This window comes from Ruegeria sp. AA3, from assembly GCF_056542905.1.
The window spans coordinates 136,756-150,573 of record NZ_JBQGAQ010000007.1 but is presented as its reverse complement, the minus strand read 5'-3'; the positions used below and the strand labels follow the sequence as shown (position 1 = coordinate 150,573).

Sequence of the window (13,818 nt, the reverse complement as noted above, 5' to 3'; positions counted from 1 at the left end):
TTACCGCAGTGCGCCTTTGGCTTTCAGGTCAGCCTCTTTCTCAGGGTTGATCCACCAAAAATCGAGATACCCCAGTGAGAATGGAGGTAGATTTTCAGGGTATTCATACATGTCGTAGTAAGCCGTCCAGTAGTCCGCCACATACCCATCGGGTATGACAAAGAACTCATAGCGCAGCACACGGTCCAACGCCATCAATGCGGCATCCTGCTCTGCCTGATTTGTGGTATCAAAGGACGCTTCGATCACCGCGTCCACAAGAGGGCTGGCAAGACCCGCCGGGTTGAATAGGCTGAATGCAGCCTCTTCCGATCCATACATCTGGCTCAGGCCGCCACCGGTGGATAGGAATGAGCCATATCGGTTCGAATACACCATGTCGTAATCCCGCTCACGACGCCGCAGCGTGAACTGAGAGGGGTCAACTTTCTCTGCAGAGGCATCCACACCAATTGACTCCAGGTTCTGGACGTAGGTCTCGATCATCGTCGAGGTCGAGGTGGGAATACTGGACGCGTAAGGAATATTCACTTTCAGCGTCTGCCCTTCGGAATTGCGGCGCAGATTGCCTTCACCGACCGGCCATCCGGCTTCATCCAACAGTTTCGACGCTTTCCGCAGATTGCGACGGTCGTTCAGCCGGGCCGGGTTGGATTCATGAACAACAAGCGCGGGCTCGCTCAAGACTTCGGCCGGGACGACATCGCCCAGTGTTTCCAAGAACGCCAGTTCCGCGCCTTCTGGTGCACCTGTCGCCTCAAGATGAGTGCCTTGCACAAACGAATTCCGCGGCGTGTTCAGTCCGAACATCAGCGACTCATTTGCCCATTCGAAATTAAACGCCAGCGCTAGTGCTTTGCGCACATTCTTGTCGGCAAACTGCGGTTTTCCCAGATTGAACACAAACCCAGATGGTGTCGGAGGACTTCCATCAACGATCTCATCCTGCACAACATACCCTTCGTCGAGCTTCGGGAAATCGTAACTCGAGGCCCACTGCTTCGGATCACTTTCAACACGCATGGTGTACTCACCAGCCTTGAAACCCTCAAATGCGGCAGTTTGATCAGCGAAATATTCGATCCGAATGATGTCGTAGTTGTTGCGACCAACATTGATCGGCAAGTCCTTGCCCCAATAGTCATCACGACGCTTGTAAACGATGCGGCGATTGATGTCGTAGCTGTCCAGCTTGTACGGGCCGGACCCTACGGCGACCTCAAGACGAGGTTCATCAAGGCGGCGGTTTTCATCAGCTTCAAACCAAGCCTTCGAGAAGACCGGAGTTGAACCAACTGTTTCGATTAGCCCACGACGGGTGACATCCGGGCTGAAGGTAAATTTGACGGTGTGATCATCCAGCGCTTCGGCGCCCGTGACCATCCGACCGACTGCCTGTGCATAAGATGGCAAGCCCTGCTCGATAAACAGGCGGTGGCTATAGACTACATCCTCGGCCGTCACTGGGGTTCCATCCCAGAACATCGCCTCGGGGCGCAAATGGAATATCACGTAGTTGCGGCCTTCGTCATACTCCATGCTTTCGGCGATAACGCCGTAGTATTGGCCAACACTATCTGATGTGCTTTCGATCAGCGGGTCATATTGAATTGTCGTCAACGCGCCCGCGCGACCTTTTCGCGAGTAGGGGTTCAGGGAATCAAACGTACCTGATCCCGCCAGCGACAGCTCTCCACCTTTTGGCGCATCGGGATTGACATAATTCAGGTGTGGATAATCCGCCGGGTAATCCAGGTTTCCAAAGTAAGAATAGCCGTGGGTTCGAGTGATACCATCCTCGCTCGCGCTGGCTTGAACACCCCCGAAAACAACCGCTGCCGAAATTCCTAACGCCGCAGTCCAAGAATGAATTCCAGTAAAGCGCTTCACGGGCAGAAGGGGTTTCATTGGGCTCGTCCTCTGAATATCTGTCATCTTCATTTTCGTGCCAGCCAGCTAAAGGTCCAGCACTGTCAGTTGCAAGTTTAGAATGCGTGAGCGCTTTGTGAAGTTTTTCTCACGTAAAAAATGAAAAGCCGCTGCTTGGCGCAGCGGCTTTGAATTCTTGCGTAATGATCAAAAGATCAGTTGCCGATGGTCTGCAGGTAAGCAATCAAGTCGGCGCGATCCTGTGGTTTTTTCAGGCCCGCAAAGCTCATCGAGGTGCCCGAGATATAGCTGCTGGGTCGGGTCAGGAAGGCATCAAGCGCTTCAGGTGTCCAGTTGCCGCCATGCGCCTGCATAGCTGCAGAATAGCCGGTAAACCCTTTTGCCGAAGCTACAGGGCGATCTACGATAGCGTACAGGTAGGGGCCAGTGCCGTTCGCGCCGTCTTCCAATTTGTGGCAAGCGGTGCATTTACGGAACACCCTTGCTCCTTTTTCAGGATCGGCTGCTGCCAGAATCTCTTCGAAGACCACCTCTTCACCGTCGGCACTTTCGCCCGAACTTTCGGATTCGATAACGTAGGCAGCCTCGGCATGATGGCTATCACTGCTATAGAGGACATCCGCCCCCCATTTTGCCAGAAGCAGCACCAGGAAGGTGCCAAACAGGCCTGCTGCGGCCTTGGTAACTGTCATCGTGTCGAACATTGATCGCGAGTCCACTTTAGCTGTCTTCCGGGTGTCTAAGGCTTCCCCTGACAAGAGGCAAGGTATAGACACCGCGACTAAACGCCCAATTCAAGAACTTGTTGCACGGAAACGACCAAATGACCAATCGCATCGCATTTCAGGGAGAACCCGGCGCCTATAGCCATGAGGCTTGCCGCAACGCGCGCCCGGATATGGACGCACTGCCCTGCCGCACATTCGAAGATGTGATCGAATCGGTGCGTTCGGGCGAAGCTGATCTGGCAATGTTGCCGGTTGAAAACACCACCTATGGCCGCGTCGCGGATATCCACCGCCTGCTTCCCCATAGCGGGCTGCATATTATCGATGAGGCATTTGTGAGGGTGCATATCAATTTGCTTTCCGTACCCGGCGCCAAGTTGGAAGACATCACCGAAGCGCATTCACACCTTGTTTTGCTGCCACAATGCGCAGGATTTCTGCGAGAGCACGGAATTCGCGGACGGGTCAGCCCTGACAATGCCCGCGCCGCGCGAGAAGTTGCTGAGGCTGGTAACAAGCATTCCGCAGCTTTGGCCAGTGAACTGGCAGGGGAAATCTACGGCCTCAAAGTATTGGCGCGACATATTGAAGATCAGGGAGATAATACGACTCGATTTCTAGTGATGTCGCGAGAGGTAGACGATTCGCGTCGTGGCGAACATGGGATGATCACCAGTTTCGTCTTTCAGGTCCGTAACATTCCGGCCGCGCTATACAAGGCAATGGGTGGATTTGCCACCAATGGCATCAACATGACCAAGCTCGAAAGCTACATGGTCGACGGCTCCTTCACTGCGACGCAGTTCTATGCGGATATCGTGGGCCACCCGGATGATCGGAATGTAAAATTGGCGATGGATGAACTGGAGCATTTCACCACCAATGTTGAGGTGCTTGGCGTCTACCCGGCGGCGCAGCCCCGCGGGTAACATTTCGCTGTCGCTACCCCTCCTGCAGGGCAAACTCAGAGCTCCGCATCCCATTGCGCCATGCATCGAGGATGAGATCGACATTCCCATCGATGTCATCCATCGAATTGACTTCCAGATCATAGACTCTGCCTATGTGAACGACCTGTTGGTCATTCACTGCGCTGCCTTGTTCGCGGTCACCGCGCGCCATTTCTCTTTCGATTAGGATATCGGTGGGGCAATGCACAGCCACAAACAATACATCATGACCTGCCAAATGCCGCTTTAGCATTTCTGCCCATTCAGGCGTATCCAGAATGTGTTCGATGATCAGGTTGTTTCCAGCATTTGCATAGGCCGCCAAAGACGCATGGAAACCGTCAAAGAACTTGCCACGCTCGATCGACCAATCGAATTCTCTGCTTTGAAAGCGCCGTATGGGCAGCACGCCAGAATCCCGAAGATGATCAATCGAGATGTGCCAGAATGGAACCTCTGCCGCCATTTGCAATGCCCGTGCCAGTGTCGTTTTCCCACTGCTGGATGCACCGTGAAGAAAGATGATCTGCGACATGTTTTAGGGCGGGCTTATCGTTTGGGTGTTTCCAGGCTCAGACTTTGGGAACATGAAAGATCTTGCATACTGCACCTTCCATCCGGCGATATTCTCGAAATCCCATGGCTTCATAGTACCCAAGCCCCTCGAGATTGGCAGCCCCAATCGTCGCGTCGATAGCAGGTAAACCCTTATGCCGAGCGGCCTCAAGCGTCGTTTCAAATAGTGCCCGCCCCACACCGCGTCGCGCAGCAGACGGCCGAATATGTGTGCCGATGATGCCCCAGCCGACCGTAACCTCATAGGGGTTGTTTTCGGTGGCAAGTTTCAGCGATTGGAATCCCAAAATTTCTCCGTTTGGCGTGACAGCAACACTACACCGAATACGTTCGGGATCGCTGATGTAATGCCCCAAAGCAAAAGCAGCGTTGCTGTCTTTGCTTCGCTTACCGGCAGCCACGAGCTCGCTCAGCACCTTGGCAATTCCATCAGCATCAGCCTCAACAGCTTCGCGGATGATCGGTTGATCCAATCTACTCATCTACTCCCTCATATTCAGGCACCATGCAGGTGCCGTTCTTCCATGTCCCGCGCAAATTCGCTGAGCCGCGTCTGAAACTGTCGGCGGAACCTGGATCGCCCGAGCTTCAAAGACTGTAGCAATAGCCGTGCGGGAAGGGTTTTTGCGCCCAGCGATGTCTCAATCCGCAAACGTGTCCGACGTTGAGACAGTGCCAAAAGCTCGACAACCGTATCACCGTTCATTCCCTTACTACTGGATTGAAAGCGCATCAGAGACGGGCTGTCATATTCCGTCATCTCTATGGCAATCTGACGTGGTTTACCGCGTATCTTGAACTCGGTCTCCCATGCGGTTCCGGTCTGTGGCACCGCAGAATCTGCGATTCTCCTCACTTCAATCCCGCGCCGCAAGGCCATGCGTTCAAAGCGCTCGAAATCAGAAATCATGGTAAAGACCGTATCAATCGGTAATTCGATATCTTCCTGCGCTGAAAACTGCATGTTCGTTTTACTCTACCCTTGATTGAGTCCAGTTTCTCGTCAGTCCAGTGTGTCTGCAAGCCAGTGTTGCAACAAAAAATGTGCAATCGCGCCCTTTCGGGCTGGCAGGAGCTTGGGGTGGTCCCCGGCAAAGGCCTGCATCATCTCGGTCCGGGTGACCCACATCGCATCTTCGATTTCAACCGGGTCGATCTGAATATCGCGCGAAAGGGCTTCGCCTGCACAGCCAAACATCAGGGATGCAGGAAAGGGCCAAGGCTGGCTGGAAAGATAGCGCACCTCGCCCACGGGTACTCCGGCTTCTTCCATCACCTCGCGCCGTACTGCGGCTTCGAGCGTTTCGCCGGGTTCAACGAAGCCCGCCAAAAGTGAATACATCCCCTCAGGCCAGCCAGGAGAACGGCCCATCAGAACAGAATTTCCGTTCGTTATCAGCATGATAACAACCGGATCTGTGCGCGGGAAATGCTGCCCGCCACAGGATGGGCAGCTGCGTTGCCATCCAGCTTGAGCCATCTCACTATGTGCACCGCACCGGGCGCAAAACTGATGCGTTTCATGCCAGCCGATCACCGCCTTGGCTGTTGCTGCCAACTCTGCATCACGCGGATTCAGCCGTGCCATGATCCGGCGTAGCTCGACAAACACATGCCCTTTGGGCAGGTCGGGGTGCTGTTGTTCGCTACCATCCACAAACTCCCCGACGGCAGAGAGGTCGAGCCCCTCGGCCGCCCAATCAGATATATCCAAGGCAAACAGAGGCGATCCGTCGCCCATACACCCAAGCAAGATGGGCACATCGATCACACCGCCCGGACCATTTTTGAGAATATCGTGGGACATGGGAAGCAGCGCCAACTGATCCACAGCGTCACCCATAGCCAAAATTTTGCCGCGCCACAGCAGAACACATGTTGCTGACGGGTCAGCATGGGCCTGCGCCAATTTGTCCGCATCGCCTCGCAGCAATCCTGCCCGGTCCAGCCCAGAGCCGCCAAAAGTTACCTGTTCTGCGCGTTTCATGCCTGTCATTCCTGTATTTGCGCAAAGGGCTGCCATGTCTTGACCACCGGTGCAACGGGGTATTCACAGATCAATATTTCTTGCGCCGTCGAAAGACCGCAGCAATGCCTCGGAATTTGCACTAAATACAACTCATAGTGAAGTTTACGTTACACAATCATCCAGAAGTAAAAATATTGAAAGCCGAAGTTTTCCTGCCTCAAAATCGATATTCCAAAGGTCGCGCGCACATTCGGATCCTGGCGACCTCTGATCTTCATATGCACATGACGTCATACGACTATTATGCCGATCGCCCCGATCCTGATGTCGGCCTCGCCCGCACCGCAAGCATGATCCGGGTCGCCCAAGAACAGGCGGAACGCAACCGGGCGCTGGTTTTGCTATTCGACAATGGCGATAGCCTGCAAGGTACCCCGTTTGGCGACTGGGCGGCCGAAGCCATGCCAGCCCAGCACCCTTTGCCCAAGGCGTTCAATATCCTGGGGTATGATGCAGTCGGATTGGGCAACCACGATTTTGGATTTGGACTAAAATTCATCAATCGCATCACAGGTCAGTTCGAGTGTCCGGTTGTTTGCAGCAACATGAAAAGCAACACTCCCGAACAGGGCTGGGTGTCCCAAGCAATTCTGCAGCGCACAATCAGTATCGGTGGAGAAGATGTTCCTATTAGCATAGGTGTTCTTTCTGTCCTGCCACCTCAGACCGCCCGGTGGGAGGCGCATATGCTGCGGGATGACGTGCAAATTGCCGACATCCTAACCGCTGCACAACGTACAGCAGCAGAACTGCGCAAAGATGGATGCGATTTGGTCGTCGCGCTGGCTCATTCAGGCCTCGGTTCGGCAGAGGCACAGCCAGAACTGGAAAATGCCGTTATTCCACTTGCGGCCCTGACAGGCATTGATGCAATCGTTGCTGGCCATACACACCTGACTCTGCCGGGCGCGGCGCATGTCGGTTTGAAACATGTCGACAGCAATCGCGGACTTGTAAATGGCAAACCGGTGGTGATGCCGGGTTGGGGAGGCTCACACCTCGGCCTCATTGATTTGACCCTGGGTCGAGATATTGACGGCTGGCACATCGTCAAGAGCGAAGCCGAATTACGCTCAGTCAATCAAGCAAAATCGCCGGTGACCGATTGCCCGGAGTTGGCGCAGTTGTTTGCCCAAGGCCACACAGCAACACGCGTCCGCGCAGCCAAGCCCGTCGGCAATTTCCCACACCCTTTACACAGCTATTTTTCGTTCTGCGCCCCTGATCGTGGGTTGGCGCTTATCGCAACCGCTCAAGCTGCAGCGCTTCGGCCGTACCTATTGAGTACTGAATGGGCAGACCATCCCGTCCTGTCAGCCGCCGCCCCGACCAAATTCGGAGGCCGCGCAGGCACTCGATTTTATACCGATGTCCCGGCGGGAAGTATCTCGGTACGCAATGTGGCTGATCTGTGCGTGTTTCCAAACGAGTTGCGTGCCACTTTGATCACCGGAGAACAGGTTCGTGATTGGCTTGAGATGTCCGCCGGACTGTTCAATCAGCTTTCGCTGAATGATCCAGTCAACCTCATCGATCCTCTGCGGGCGGGGTATTATTTTGATGTACTGCATGGCGTGACCTGCCGGTTCGACCTGTCTCAACCCGCTCGTTTCGATGCAACCGGACGGATCACAGATCCCGGCCATAGCCGCGTTCGCGATCTTACATTTCAAGGGTTGCCTGTCGCCCCCGATCAAAGGTTTGTTGTTGCACTCAACAATTATCGCGCCAGCGGGGGCGGTCATTTTCCTGTCGACTTTCAAGCAGATCAGATAAACCTGCCGTCGCTGCGCATTCACGAAATCCTGTGCGATTACATCGCGGGAAGATCGCCCGTAGACCCATTGGAACAAGCTCCTCAGCCGTTTTCGTTTGTGCCGACCCAAAGCCGCGGAGCAATTCTGACCACCGGTCCCGGCGCGGACAAATACCTGGAAGAATTGGCGGATTATGATCCCCAGATACTGCCCCGTGATACCGATGGGTTTATGCGCATTCATCTGACCTTCTGACGGGTTGCCATTTTACAGCCGGAGGCCTATATCGATGTTCGAGAGGTTGGCGCGGGCGAGCGCCTCGCCAACCTGGTCAGGTCCGGAAGGAAGCAGCCACAACGAGCCCCGCTTGGGTCGATGTCCAACCTCTCACTTTGAACCCATTAGCCGTAGGAGGGCGTTTATGATTGTAGCAATGACCCTTCGGGCAGACCGGTTCTGATTCTTTTTTCCAGCTGACTGCCTGAATACCTCACCTGCGAATGCGCGTTCGCCATTCGACAGGATTGTTTTTTCTGATTACAGGCAGACACATGTCACTTTCCTTATCGGACCTCGGATGGTCATCTCACTTTGCAGCTCAGCATGCGGCTGAGCCGTCTCTTCTCCCCTTTCGCATCGCAGCCGTTCACCGGGATCGGTTGATCGGGTTGAGTCCAGAAGGCGAGACTCCCCTACTCTGTCCAGACCAACCAACTGGTGCTTTTGCCGTCGGAGATTGGGTGCTGACCGATGAAAACAAACGCATACGCAGTGTTCTGGAACGGCGCAGCCTGCTGCAGCGCCGGGCTGCGGGTACAGGCGTCGCAGCACAGTTAATCGCGGCCAATGTGGATGTGCTGTTCATCGTCAGTTCCTGCAATGCCGACTTCAACCTGCCCCGACTAGAGCGCTATCTTGCGCTGGCCCATCAGGCAGGCAGCTATCCGGTGATCGTTCTGACCAAGTCGGACACCTGCGACAACGCAATTGCTTATGTCGAACAGGCCCAGTCACTGGCCCCGTTTCTGACAGTTTTGGCCGTAAATGCCTTGGATCAGTCCGATATCGAACAGGTCCTGTCGTGGTGCCCGAAGGGACAGACCAGCGCCCTGGTCGGATCGTCTGGCGTTGGCAAGACGACACTCGCCAACGGGATGACTGGACAGGATCAAGCCACCTCAGGCATTCGCGAAGATGATGCGCGTGGCAGGCACACAACAACAGCGCGTGCGCTACATCGAATGAGCAACGGAGGTTGGTTGATCGATACACCCGGCATGCGTGCGTTGCGCCTGTTGGACGCGCAAGAGGGTGTGGACGAGGTGTTCTCGGACATCTCGGACCTGAGCCTGAACTGTCGATTCTCTGATTGTCAGCACAACACCGAGCCCGACTGTGCGATACAGGCTGCAATCGAAACCGGGGCACTTGATCCCGCACGGCTGGACCGATGGCGCAAGCTGCGTCGCGAAGATCAGCACAATTCGGCTTCGGTGGCGCAGGCACGCGCACGCGATAAAGCGTTTGGAAAAATGGTGCGCAGCGTGATGCACGAGAAAAAATCCCGCAAGGGACTTTGACCTTTCTGGGCACCGGTTACCGGTGCCCAGCATTTCAGGCGATCAACCGGGGCCAGACGGCAGCGTTTCGCCGGGCAAACGCGCCGATATGGCCGACTTCGGATAACCCGAATTCATTTGCCGAAAGCAGATGGCGCCGCGCGCCAGAACCATAGAGGTCGGCAAGCCGCCAAACCGCCTGGGGGGGCACAACCTGATCATCCTCAAAGGCGAATATGTCAACTTGCTTGCCCATGTCGGCCCAGCGGTTTGCCGGCAACGTGTCTCCGATTTCGGGTACATAGCTTTGGGGCGCTGTGCACCATTTGCGCCATTGCCAGTAAACTCGGGATGGCAGATTTGTTCCAAAACCCAAAGCCTTTCCGGGCAAATACCCGAGCGCATGTACCGCCAGGGGCGCATGACCGTACCAGAACAACGTCGCCAAAGCGCGGTAAGGCCAAGGATGATCCTTCAGCGTTACCAGACCGGAACAGACACAGATCATCCTGTCGATCTGATCGATATCGGGTTGGACCGGACCAAACATCCCGCCCAAAGAATGCCCAATACTCCAAAGCTTGGCCTGTGGAAACCTCCGCCGCATTTCGGTCCGTGCAGCCGGTATGTCGATCAGCGCCCAATCCGCCATGGTGACACGCGATTGCTTTTGTGAGCCTGTCAGAGAGTGACCAAAATCCCTGTAATCATAGGTAAGGCAGGCCATGCCGTGCGCTTCTGCAAGCCAACTTGCGAAATGCTGGTAGTAGTCTCTGGGCACACCGGTTGCGCCGTTGATCACAACAACTTTGTCTGGTTCTGCGACAGGGTGATAGAGCCGTGCCGACAGTATTGCCGGGCCGGACTGAAACTGAATGTCCTCGGTGACAACCGCTTGCTGTGTGTCCAACATGGTGCCCTCTGAAACCAACTGAACCGATCAGTTCACCCAAGGTGCGCCGAGTCAAGGTTGACGTGGCTGGACCGTGCGTCACATGCCATGATCAATCTTCTTGACTCCCGAACGATTGTACCGCTAGCGATGACGTGATGGTTCTCGCGCCCAACCGGGCCGGGATGAAAAGGGAACACGGTGCGGTTCTGCCCGGATAAAACCGGAACGAACCCAGTCCGAGACTGCCCCCGCAACTGTAAGCGGAGAGCGATGTCGAAATGCCACTGGCCTTGAAGGTCGGGAAGGTCGGCAAAGCAATGACCCGCAAGTCAGGAGACCTGCCATCAAATCGAAACTGCAACTCGGGCGGGGTGTCCGGGCAGGGCAAGACCGCATGCATGCTGTCCCTCCTGATTGATGCCCCTGCCCTGCGCGGAGGGCGCATGAATGATCTGGAAGACCAACACGCATAAATTCTCGGCAACAATTTGCCAACGGACCGGGAAAAACTGCCCCGCTTTGGCACGAATGGCACGGGCACTGGCCACTTCGGTTGGAAAAGCTGGCCCCACTACCACCGCAGGATTCGGAATCGAAGGAAGCTGCGATTTGACTCATTGCGCTAGTGGGTGCACCGCCCGATTTCGCTCCGGTCCCGAAGAAACCCGAGTGTTCTGTGATGCGGATTCAGACGTCGCGATCGACCATCTGGACAGCTATGCAGACCTGATGTTTGGCACGGAATCGCACCCCATCCCTGCAGGCACCTTGTCCCGACCGCCTTGCGCGATGCTGGAAGTGTTAACCCTGGGCGGAAGTACTCGGGCGCGGGCTGAATACCGTCCGTCGGCCTGATCGCTATTCGGCTACCAAAACTCTGGCAGGCGCAGTCGCCCAGCGCAGCTGCGCGTCAGTTTCAACTGCACATGGGCGCAACGCTCGCAATCTTTTCAATGCCTCGTCCGGGTGCTCTCCACACTCGACCATCAAGCGCAATACAGCCATACCAGAGCGGCCACATCCGCCTTTGCAGTGGATTAGTACTCGGCCTCCACCCGATAATGCGTGGCGAGCGGACTCGCTGGCATCCACCCAGCGCATATCAATGTCGTCGGAAGGTATACCGTAATCCTCGACTGGCAGATGAACCCAGCGACAAGCACGGCTGCGAACATCGGCCCCAAAATCCCTGGCGCCATCAAGGATCATCTCGACCTCGGTAGTCATCGACAGAATAAGGCCGGGCTTCCATCCGGTAACCGCATCAAGATCACCGGAATAGTCTCCTCCTCGCCCTGGCATTGAAGTTAACGCAAGCGTGCCCCCGCCCACTTGAAGTGCATGGATAACAATCTGAGCCATTCTACGCTCCCCCCGAAACGCTGATCAGAAAATCTTTCTGGCTGGTCTTAGACTGTACGATATTAACCGCGTCGGCCGGCAATCCAAAATGAAAATCCTCGCGGCTTGCTGTGGACGCGGACAGCGGGGCCCTCTACGCTGCGGCATAACTCGAATCCGACAGAGCAGACATGACCGATACGCCAAGCCCCGCCTACCAGGTTCTTGCCCGCAAATACCGTCCTGAAACCTTTGCCGATCTGGTCGGTCAGGACGCGATGGTACGCACACTGAAAAACGCGTTCGAGGCGGACCGGATCGCTCAGGCCTTTATCATGACCGGCATCCGTGGCACCGGTAAAACAACCACAGCCCGGATCATCGCGAAGGGGATGAATTGCATCGGGCCTGATGGCGAAGGTAAACCCACCACCGAACCCTGCGGTCAGTGCGAGCATTGCGTGGCCATCATGGAAGGCCGCCACGTCGATGTGATGGAGATGGACGCCGCCAGCCGGACTGGTGTGAACGACATCCGTGAAATCATCGACAGTGTCCGCTACCGTGCCGCCAGCGCACGCTACAAGATTTACATTATCGACGAGGTCCACATGCTATCGACCAGCGCTTTCAACGCGCTGCTCAAGACGCTTGAGGAACCACCCGAGCATGTGAAATTCATCTTCGCCACGACCGAGATCCGCAAGGTCCCGGTCACTGTTTTGTCGCGCTGCCAACGTTTCGATCTGAGGCGGATCGAACCCGAAGATATGATCGGCCTGTTGCGCAAGATCGCTGAATCCGAGAATGCGCAGATCGCCGATGACGCATTGGCGCTAATCACCCGAGCCGCCGAAGGATCCGCCCGTGACGCAACCTCGCTGTTGGATCAGGCGATTTCGCACGGTGCGGGTGAAACCAGCGCAGATCAGGTGCGCGCCATGCTCGGGCTGGCGGATCGGGGTCGAGTGCTGGATCTGATGGACATGATCCTGCGCGGTGATGCGGCCAGTGCTTTGACCGAACTTAGCGGACAATATGCAGAAGGTGCTGATCCTCTGGCTGTGCTCCGCGATCTGGCTGAGATCACCCATTGGGTTTCGGTGGTCAAAATCACCCCCGATGCCGCCGAAGATCCAACCGTTTCACCCGACGAACGTGCCCGAGGCCAACAGATGGCCGAAGCGCTGCCAATGCGTGTTCTGACCCGCATGTGGCAAATGCTGCTCAAAGCTCTGGAAGAGGTCTCGGCTGCACCCAACGCCATGATGGCTGCAGAAATGGCTGTGATCCGCCTGACCCATGTGGCCGACCTGCCAACTCCGGAAGAACTGATCAAGCGCTTAAAGGATGCACCTCCATCCCCCAATCCCGCGCCGGGTTCGGGTATCGGAGTGCCAGGCCAGGCGAGCGCTGCGCCACAGGCCTCTGCCCGACCGGCCTATACCTCTTCGGCCATCGGTGGGAATGCAGGTGGACCGAGTGCAGCTCTGGCTCAGGACGTACAGGCAGCACTAGCGCGGTATCCCACTTTTGAACATGTGGTTGAATTAATCCGTACCAACCGGGATGTGAAACTGCTGGTCGAGGTCGAAAACGGGGTACGCCTCGTGTCGTACCAACCGGGACGGATTGAATTTACCCCGACCGACAATGCCCCGACCGATCTATCTCAACGGTTGGGTGCATCGCTGCAGCGCTGGACGGGTAACCGTTGGGCAGTATCGATTGTCTCAGAAGGCGACGCTCCGACAATTGCGGAAGTTCGGGATGCTGCTGATCTGGCTCTCAAAGCCGAAGCGGAAAAGCATCCACTGGTGCAAGCGGTTCTGAGTCATTTCCCGAAAGCGCGGATCAAAAGCATCGAAACAGCCGAGCAACGCGCTGCTCAGGTCGAAACTGAAGCCCTGCCCGAAGTAGATGACGAATGGGATCCGTTCGAGGAAGACTGATCCTGAAAGCGATCTCCTCAATCCAGCCAGGTGCTCCCGTGCCGCCACGGCTCCTCGGCTGACGCCGACGATCCTGCCCGGACCAAACGGGAGGAAAGGTCTTGACGACGGGCGGGAGTGTCCTGACCTCTTGTGTCGCGC

General features: G+C 56.0%; 14 protein-coding genes, 1 other RNA gene and 1 riboswitch. Of the genes, 7 read left to right on the top strand and 8 right to left on the bottom strand.

Annotated elements, in window-relative coordinates; all coding sequences use genetic code 11:
- On the bottom strand, positions 1-1,908 hold the full coding sequence (locus tag ACR0JR_RS13975) for an extracellular solute-binding protein (protein ID WP_480456658.1): 1,908 nt from the start codon (positions 1,906-1,908) through the stop codon (positions 1-3).
- Positions 1,909-2,084: 176 nt separating this feature from the next.
- Entirely contained in the window at positions 2,085-2,594 is a 510-nt protein-coding gene (locus ACR0JR_RS13970) for a c-type cytochrome (RefSeq protein WP_029621890.1), read from the bottom strand.
- 119 nt (positions 2,595-2,713) lie between these two features.
- Between ACR0JR_RS13970 and ACR0JR_RS13965 the strand changes: the two genes are divergently transcribed.
- On the top strand, positions 2,714-3,547 hold the full coding sequence (locus ACR0JR_RS13965; protein WP_480456656.1) for a prephenate dehydratase: 834 nt from the start codon (positions 2,714-2,716) through the stop codon (positions 3,545-3,547).
- Between the two features lie 13 nt (positions 3,548-3,560).
- Here ACR0JR_RS13965 and ACR0JR_RS13960 read toward each other — a convergent pair whose 3' ends face one another.
- From ACR0JR_RS13960 to nudC, 4 genes are read right to left on the bottom strand one after another with little or no spacing between them, the layout of a single operon-like run.
- On the bottom strand, positions 3,561-4,103 hold the full coding sequence (locus tag ACR0JR_RS13960; protein WP_170780795.1) for a phosphotransferase-like protein: 543 nt from the start codon (positions 4,101-4,103) through the stop codon (positions 3,561-3,563).
- A gap of 37 nt (positions 4,104-4,140) precedes the next feature.
- On the bottom strand, positions 4,141-4,626 hold the full coding sequence (locus ACR0JR_RS13955; RefSeq protein WP_480456654.1) for an N-acetyltransferase family protein: 486 nt from the start codon (positions 4,624-4,626) through the stop codon (positions 4,141-4,143).
- Positions 4,627-4,640: 14 nt separating this feature from the next.
- Entirely contained in the window at positions 4,641-5,108 is a 468-nt protein-coding gene (locus ACR0JR_RS13950) for an SRPBCC family protein (protein ID WP_480456653.1), read from the bottom strand.
- A 39-nt stretch (positions 5,109-5,147) separates the two neighbouring features.
- The gene (gene nudC, locus ACR0JR_RS13945; protein WP_480456652.1) at positions 5,148-6,131 is read right to left on the bottom strand and encodes an NAD(+) diphosphatase; all 984 of its coding nucleotides are present in this window, start codon (positions 6,129-6,131) and stop codon (positions 5,148-5,150) included.
- 137 nt (positions 6,132-6,268) lie between these two features.
- Here nudC and ACR0JR_RS13940 point away from each other — a divergent pair, with 137 nt between their 5' ends.
- The 3 genes from ACR0JR_RS13940 (at position 6,269) to rsgA (ending at position 9,510) form a co-directional block, all read left to right on the top strand.
- Positions 6,269-8,185 carry a bifunctional 2',3'-cyclic-nucleotide 2'-phosphodiesterase/3'-nucleotidase gene (locus ACR0JR_RS13940; protein WP_480456651.1) on the top strand — a complete coding sequence of 639 codons (1,917 nt, stop codon included), beginning with the start codon at positions 6,269-6,271 and terminating at the stop codon, positions 8,183-8,185.
- Positions 8,186-8,224: 39 nt separating this feature from the next.
- Positions 8,225-8,323, top strand: an RNA gene (gene ffs / locus ACR0JR_RS13935) — signal recognition particle sRNA small type.
- 158 nt (positions 8,324-8,481) lie between these two features.
- A complete protein-coding gene (rsgA, locus tag ACR0JR_RS13930; protein WP_480456650.1) occupies positions 8,482-9,510 on the top strand; it encodes a ribosome small subunit-dependent GTPase A in 1,029 nt (342 codons plus the stop codon).
- Between the two features lie 34 nt (positions 9,511-9,544).
- Here rsgA and ACR0JR_RS13925 read toward each other — a convergent pair whose 3' ends face one another.
- The gene (locus ACR0JR_RS13925) at positions 9,545-10,402 is read right to left on the bottom strand and encodes an alpha/beta hydrolase family protein (RefSeq protein WP_480456649.1); all 858 of its coding nucleotides are present in this window, start codon (positions 10,400-10,402) and stop codon (positions 9,545-9,547) included.
- A 121-nt stretch (positions 10,403-10,523) separates the two neighbouring features.
- Positions 10,524-10,744, top strand: a riboswitch (cobalamin riboswitch).
- Between ACR0JR_RS13925 and ACR0JR_RS13920 the strand changes: the two genes are divergently transcribed.
- Positions 10,702-10,857 (top strand): hypothetical protein, encoded by a 156-nt coding sequence (locus tag ACR0JR_RS13920; protein WP_480456648.1) that lies wholly within the window; start codon positions 10,702-10,704, stop codon positions 10,855-10,857. It overlaps the preceding riboswitch by 43 nt.
- Positions 10,858-10,912: 55 nt before the next feature.
- On the top strand, positions 10,913-11,239 hold the full coding sequence (locus ACR0JR_RS13915) for a hypothetical protein (protein WP_480456646.1): 327 nt from the start codon (positions 10,913-10,915) through the stop codon (positions 11,237-11,239).
- 3 nt (positions 11,240-11,242) lie between these two features.
- Here the strand turns inward: ACR0JR_RS13915 and ACR0JR_RS13910 are convergent, their stop codons facing one another.
- Positions 11,243-11,746: a protein-tyrosine phosphatase family protein gene (locus ACR0JR_RS13910; RefSeq protein WP_480456645.1), complete on the bottom strand. Its 504-nt coding sequence runs from the start codon at positions 11,744-11,746 to the stop codon at positions 11,243-11,245.
- A gap of 170 nt (positions 11,747-11,916) precedes the next feature.
- Between ACR0JR_RS13910 and ACR0JR_RS13905 the strand changes: the two genes are divergently transcribed.
- Positions 11,917-13,677: a DNA polymerase III subunit gamma/tau gene (locus tag ACR0JR_RS13905; protein WP_480456644.1), complete on the top strand. Its 1,761-nt coding sequence runs from the start codon at positions 11,917-11,919 to the stop codon at positions 13,675-13,677.
- The last annotated feature ends 141 nt before the right edge of the window (positions 13,678-13,818 follow it).

What these genes read in the sequence shown, in the direction of transcription:
- ACR0JR_RS13905 (WP_480456644.1), top strand. Translation starts at nt 11,917, where the DNA reads ATGACCGATACGCCAAGCCCCGCCTACCAGGTTCTTGCCCGCAAATAC.
- ACR0JR_RS13910 (WP_480456645.1), bottom strand. Translation starts at nt 11,746, where the DNA reads ATGGCTCAGATTGTTATCCATGCACTTCAAGTGGGCGGGGGCACGCTT.
- ACR0JR_RS13960 (WP_170780795.1), bottom strand. Translation starts at nt 4,103, where the DNA reads ATGTCGCAGATCATCTTTCTTCACGGTGCATCCAGCAGTGGGAAAACG.
- ACR0JR_RS13915 (WP_480456646.1), top strand. Translation starts at nt 10,913, where the DNA reads ATGGCACGGGCACTGGCCACTTCGGTTGGAAAAGCTGGCCCCACTACC.
- ACR0JR_RS13955 (WP_480456654.1), bottom strand. Translation starts at nt 4,626, where the DNA reads ATGAGTAGATTGGATCAACCGATCATCCGCGAAGCTGTTGAGGCTGAT.
- rsgA (WP_480456650.1), top strand. Translation starts at nt 8,482, where the DNA reads ATGTCACTTTCCTTATCGGACCTCGGATGGTCATCTCACTTTGCAGCT.
- ACR0JR_RS13970 (WP_029621890.1), bottom strand. Translation starts at nt 2,594, where the DNA reads ATGTTCGACACGATGACAGTTACCAAGGCCGCAGCAGGCCTGTTTGGC.
- ACR0JR_RS13975 (WP_480456658.1), bottom strand. Translation starts at nt 1,908, where the DNA reads ATGAAACCCCTTCTGCCCGTGAAGCGCTTTACTGGAATTCATTCTTGG.
- ACR0JR_RS13920 (WP_480456648.1), top strand. Translation starts at nt 10,702, where the DNA reads ATGACCCGCAAGTCAGGAGACCTGCCATCAAATCGAAACTGCAACTCG.
- ACR0JR_RS13965 (WP_480456656.1), top strand. Translation starts at nt 2,714, where the DNA reads ATGACCAATCGCATCGCATTTCAGGGAGAACCCGGCGCCTATAGCCAT.
- nudC (WP_480456652.1), bottom strand. Translation starts at nt 6,131, where the DNA reads ATGAAACGCGCAGAACAGGTAACTTTTGGCGGCTCTGGGCTGGACCGG.
- ACR0JR_RS13950 (WP_480456653.1), bottom strand. Translation starts at nt 5,108, where the DNA reads ATGCAGTTTTCAGCGCAGGAAGATATCGAATTACCGATTGATACGGTC.
- ACR0JR_RS13925 (WP_480456649.1), bottom strand. Translation starts at nt 10,402, where the DNA reads ATGTTGGACACACAGCAAGCGGTTGTCACCGAGGACATTCAGTTTCAG.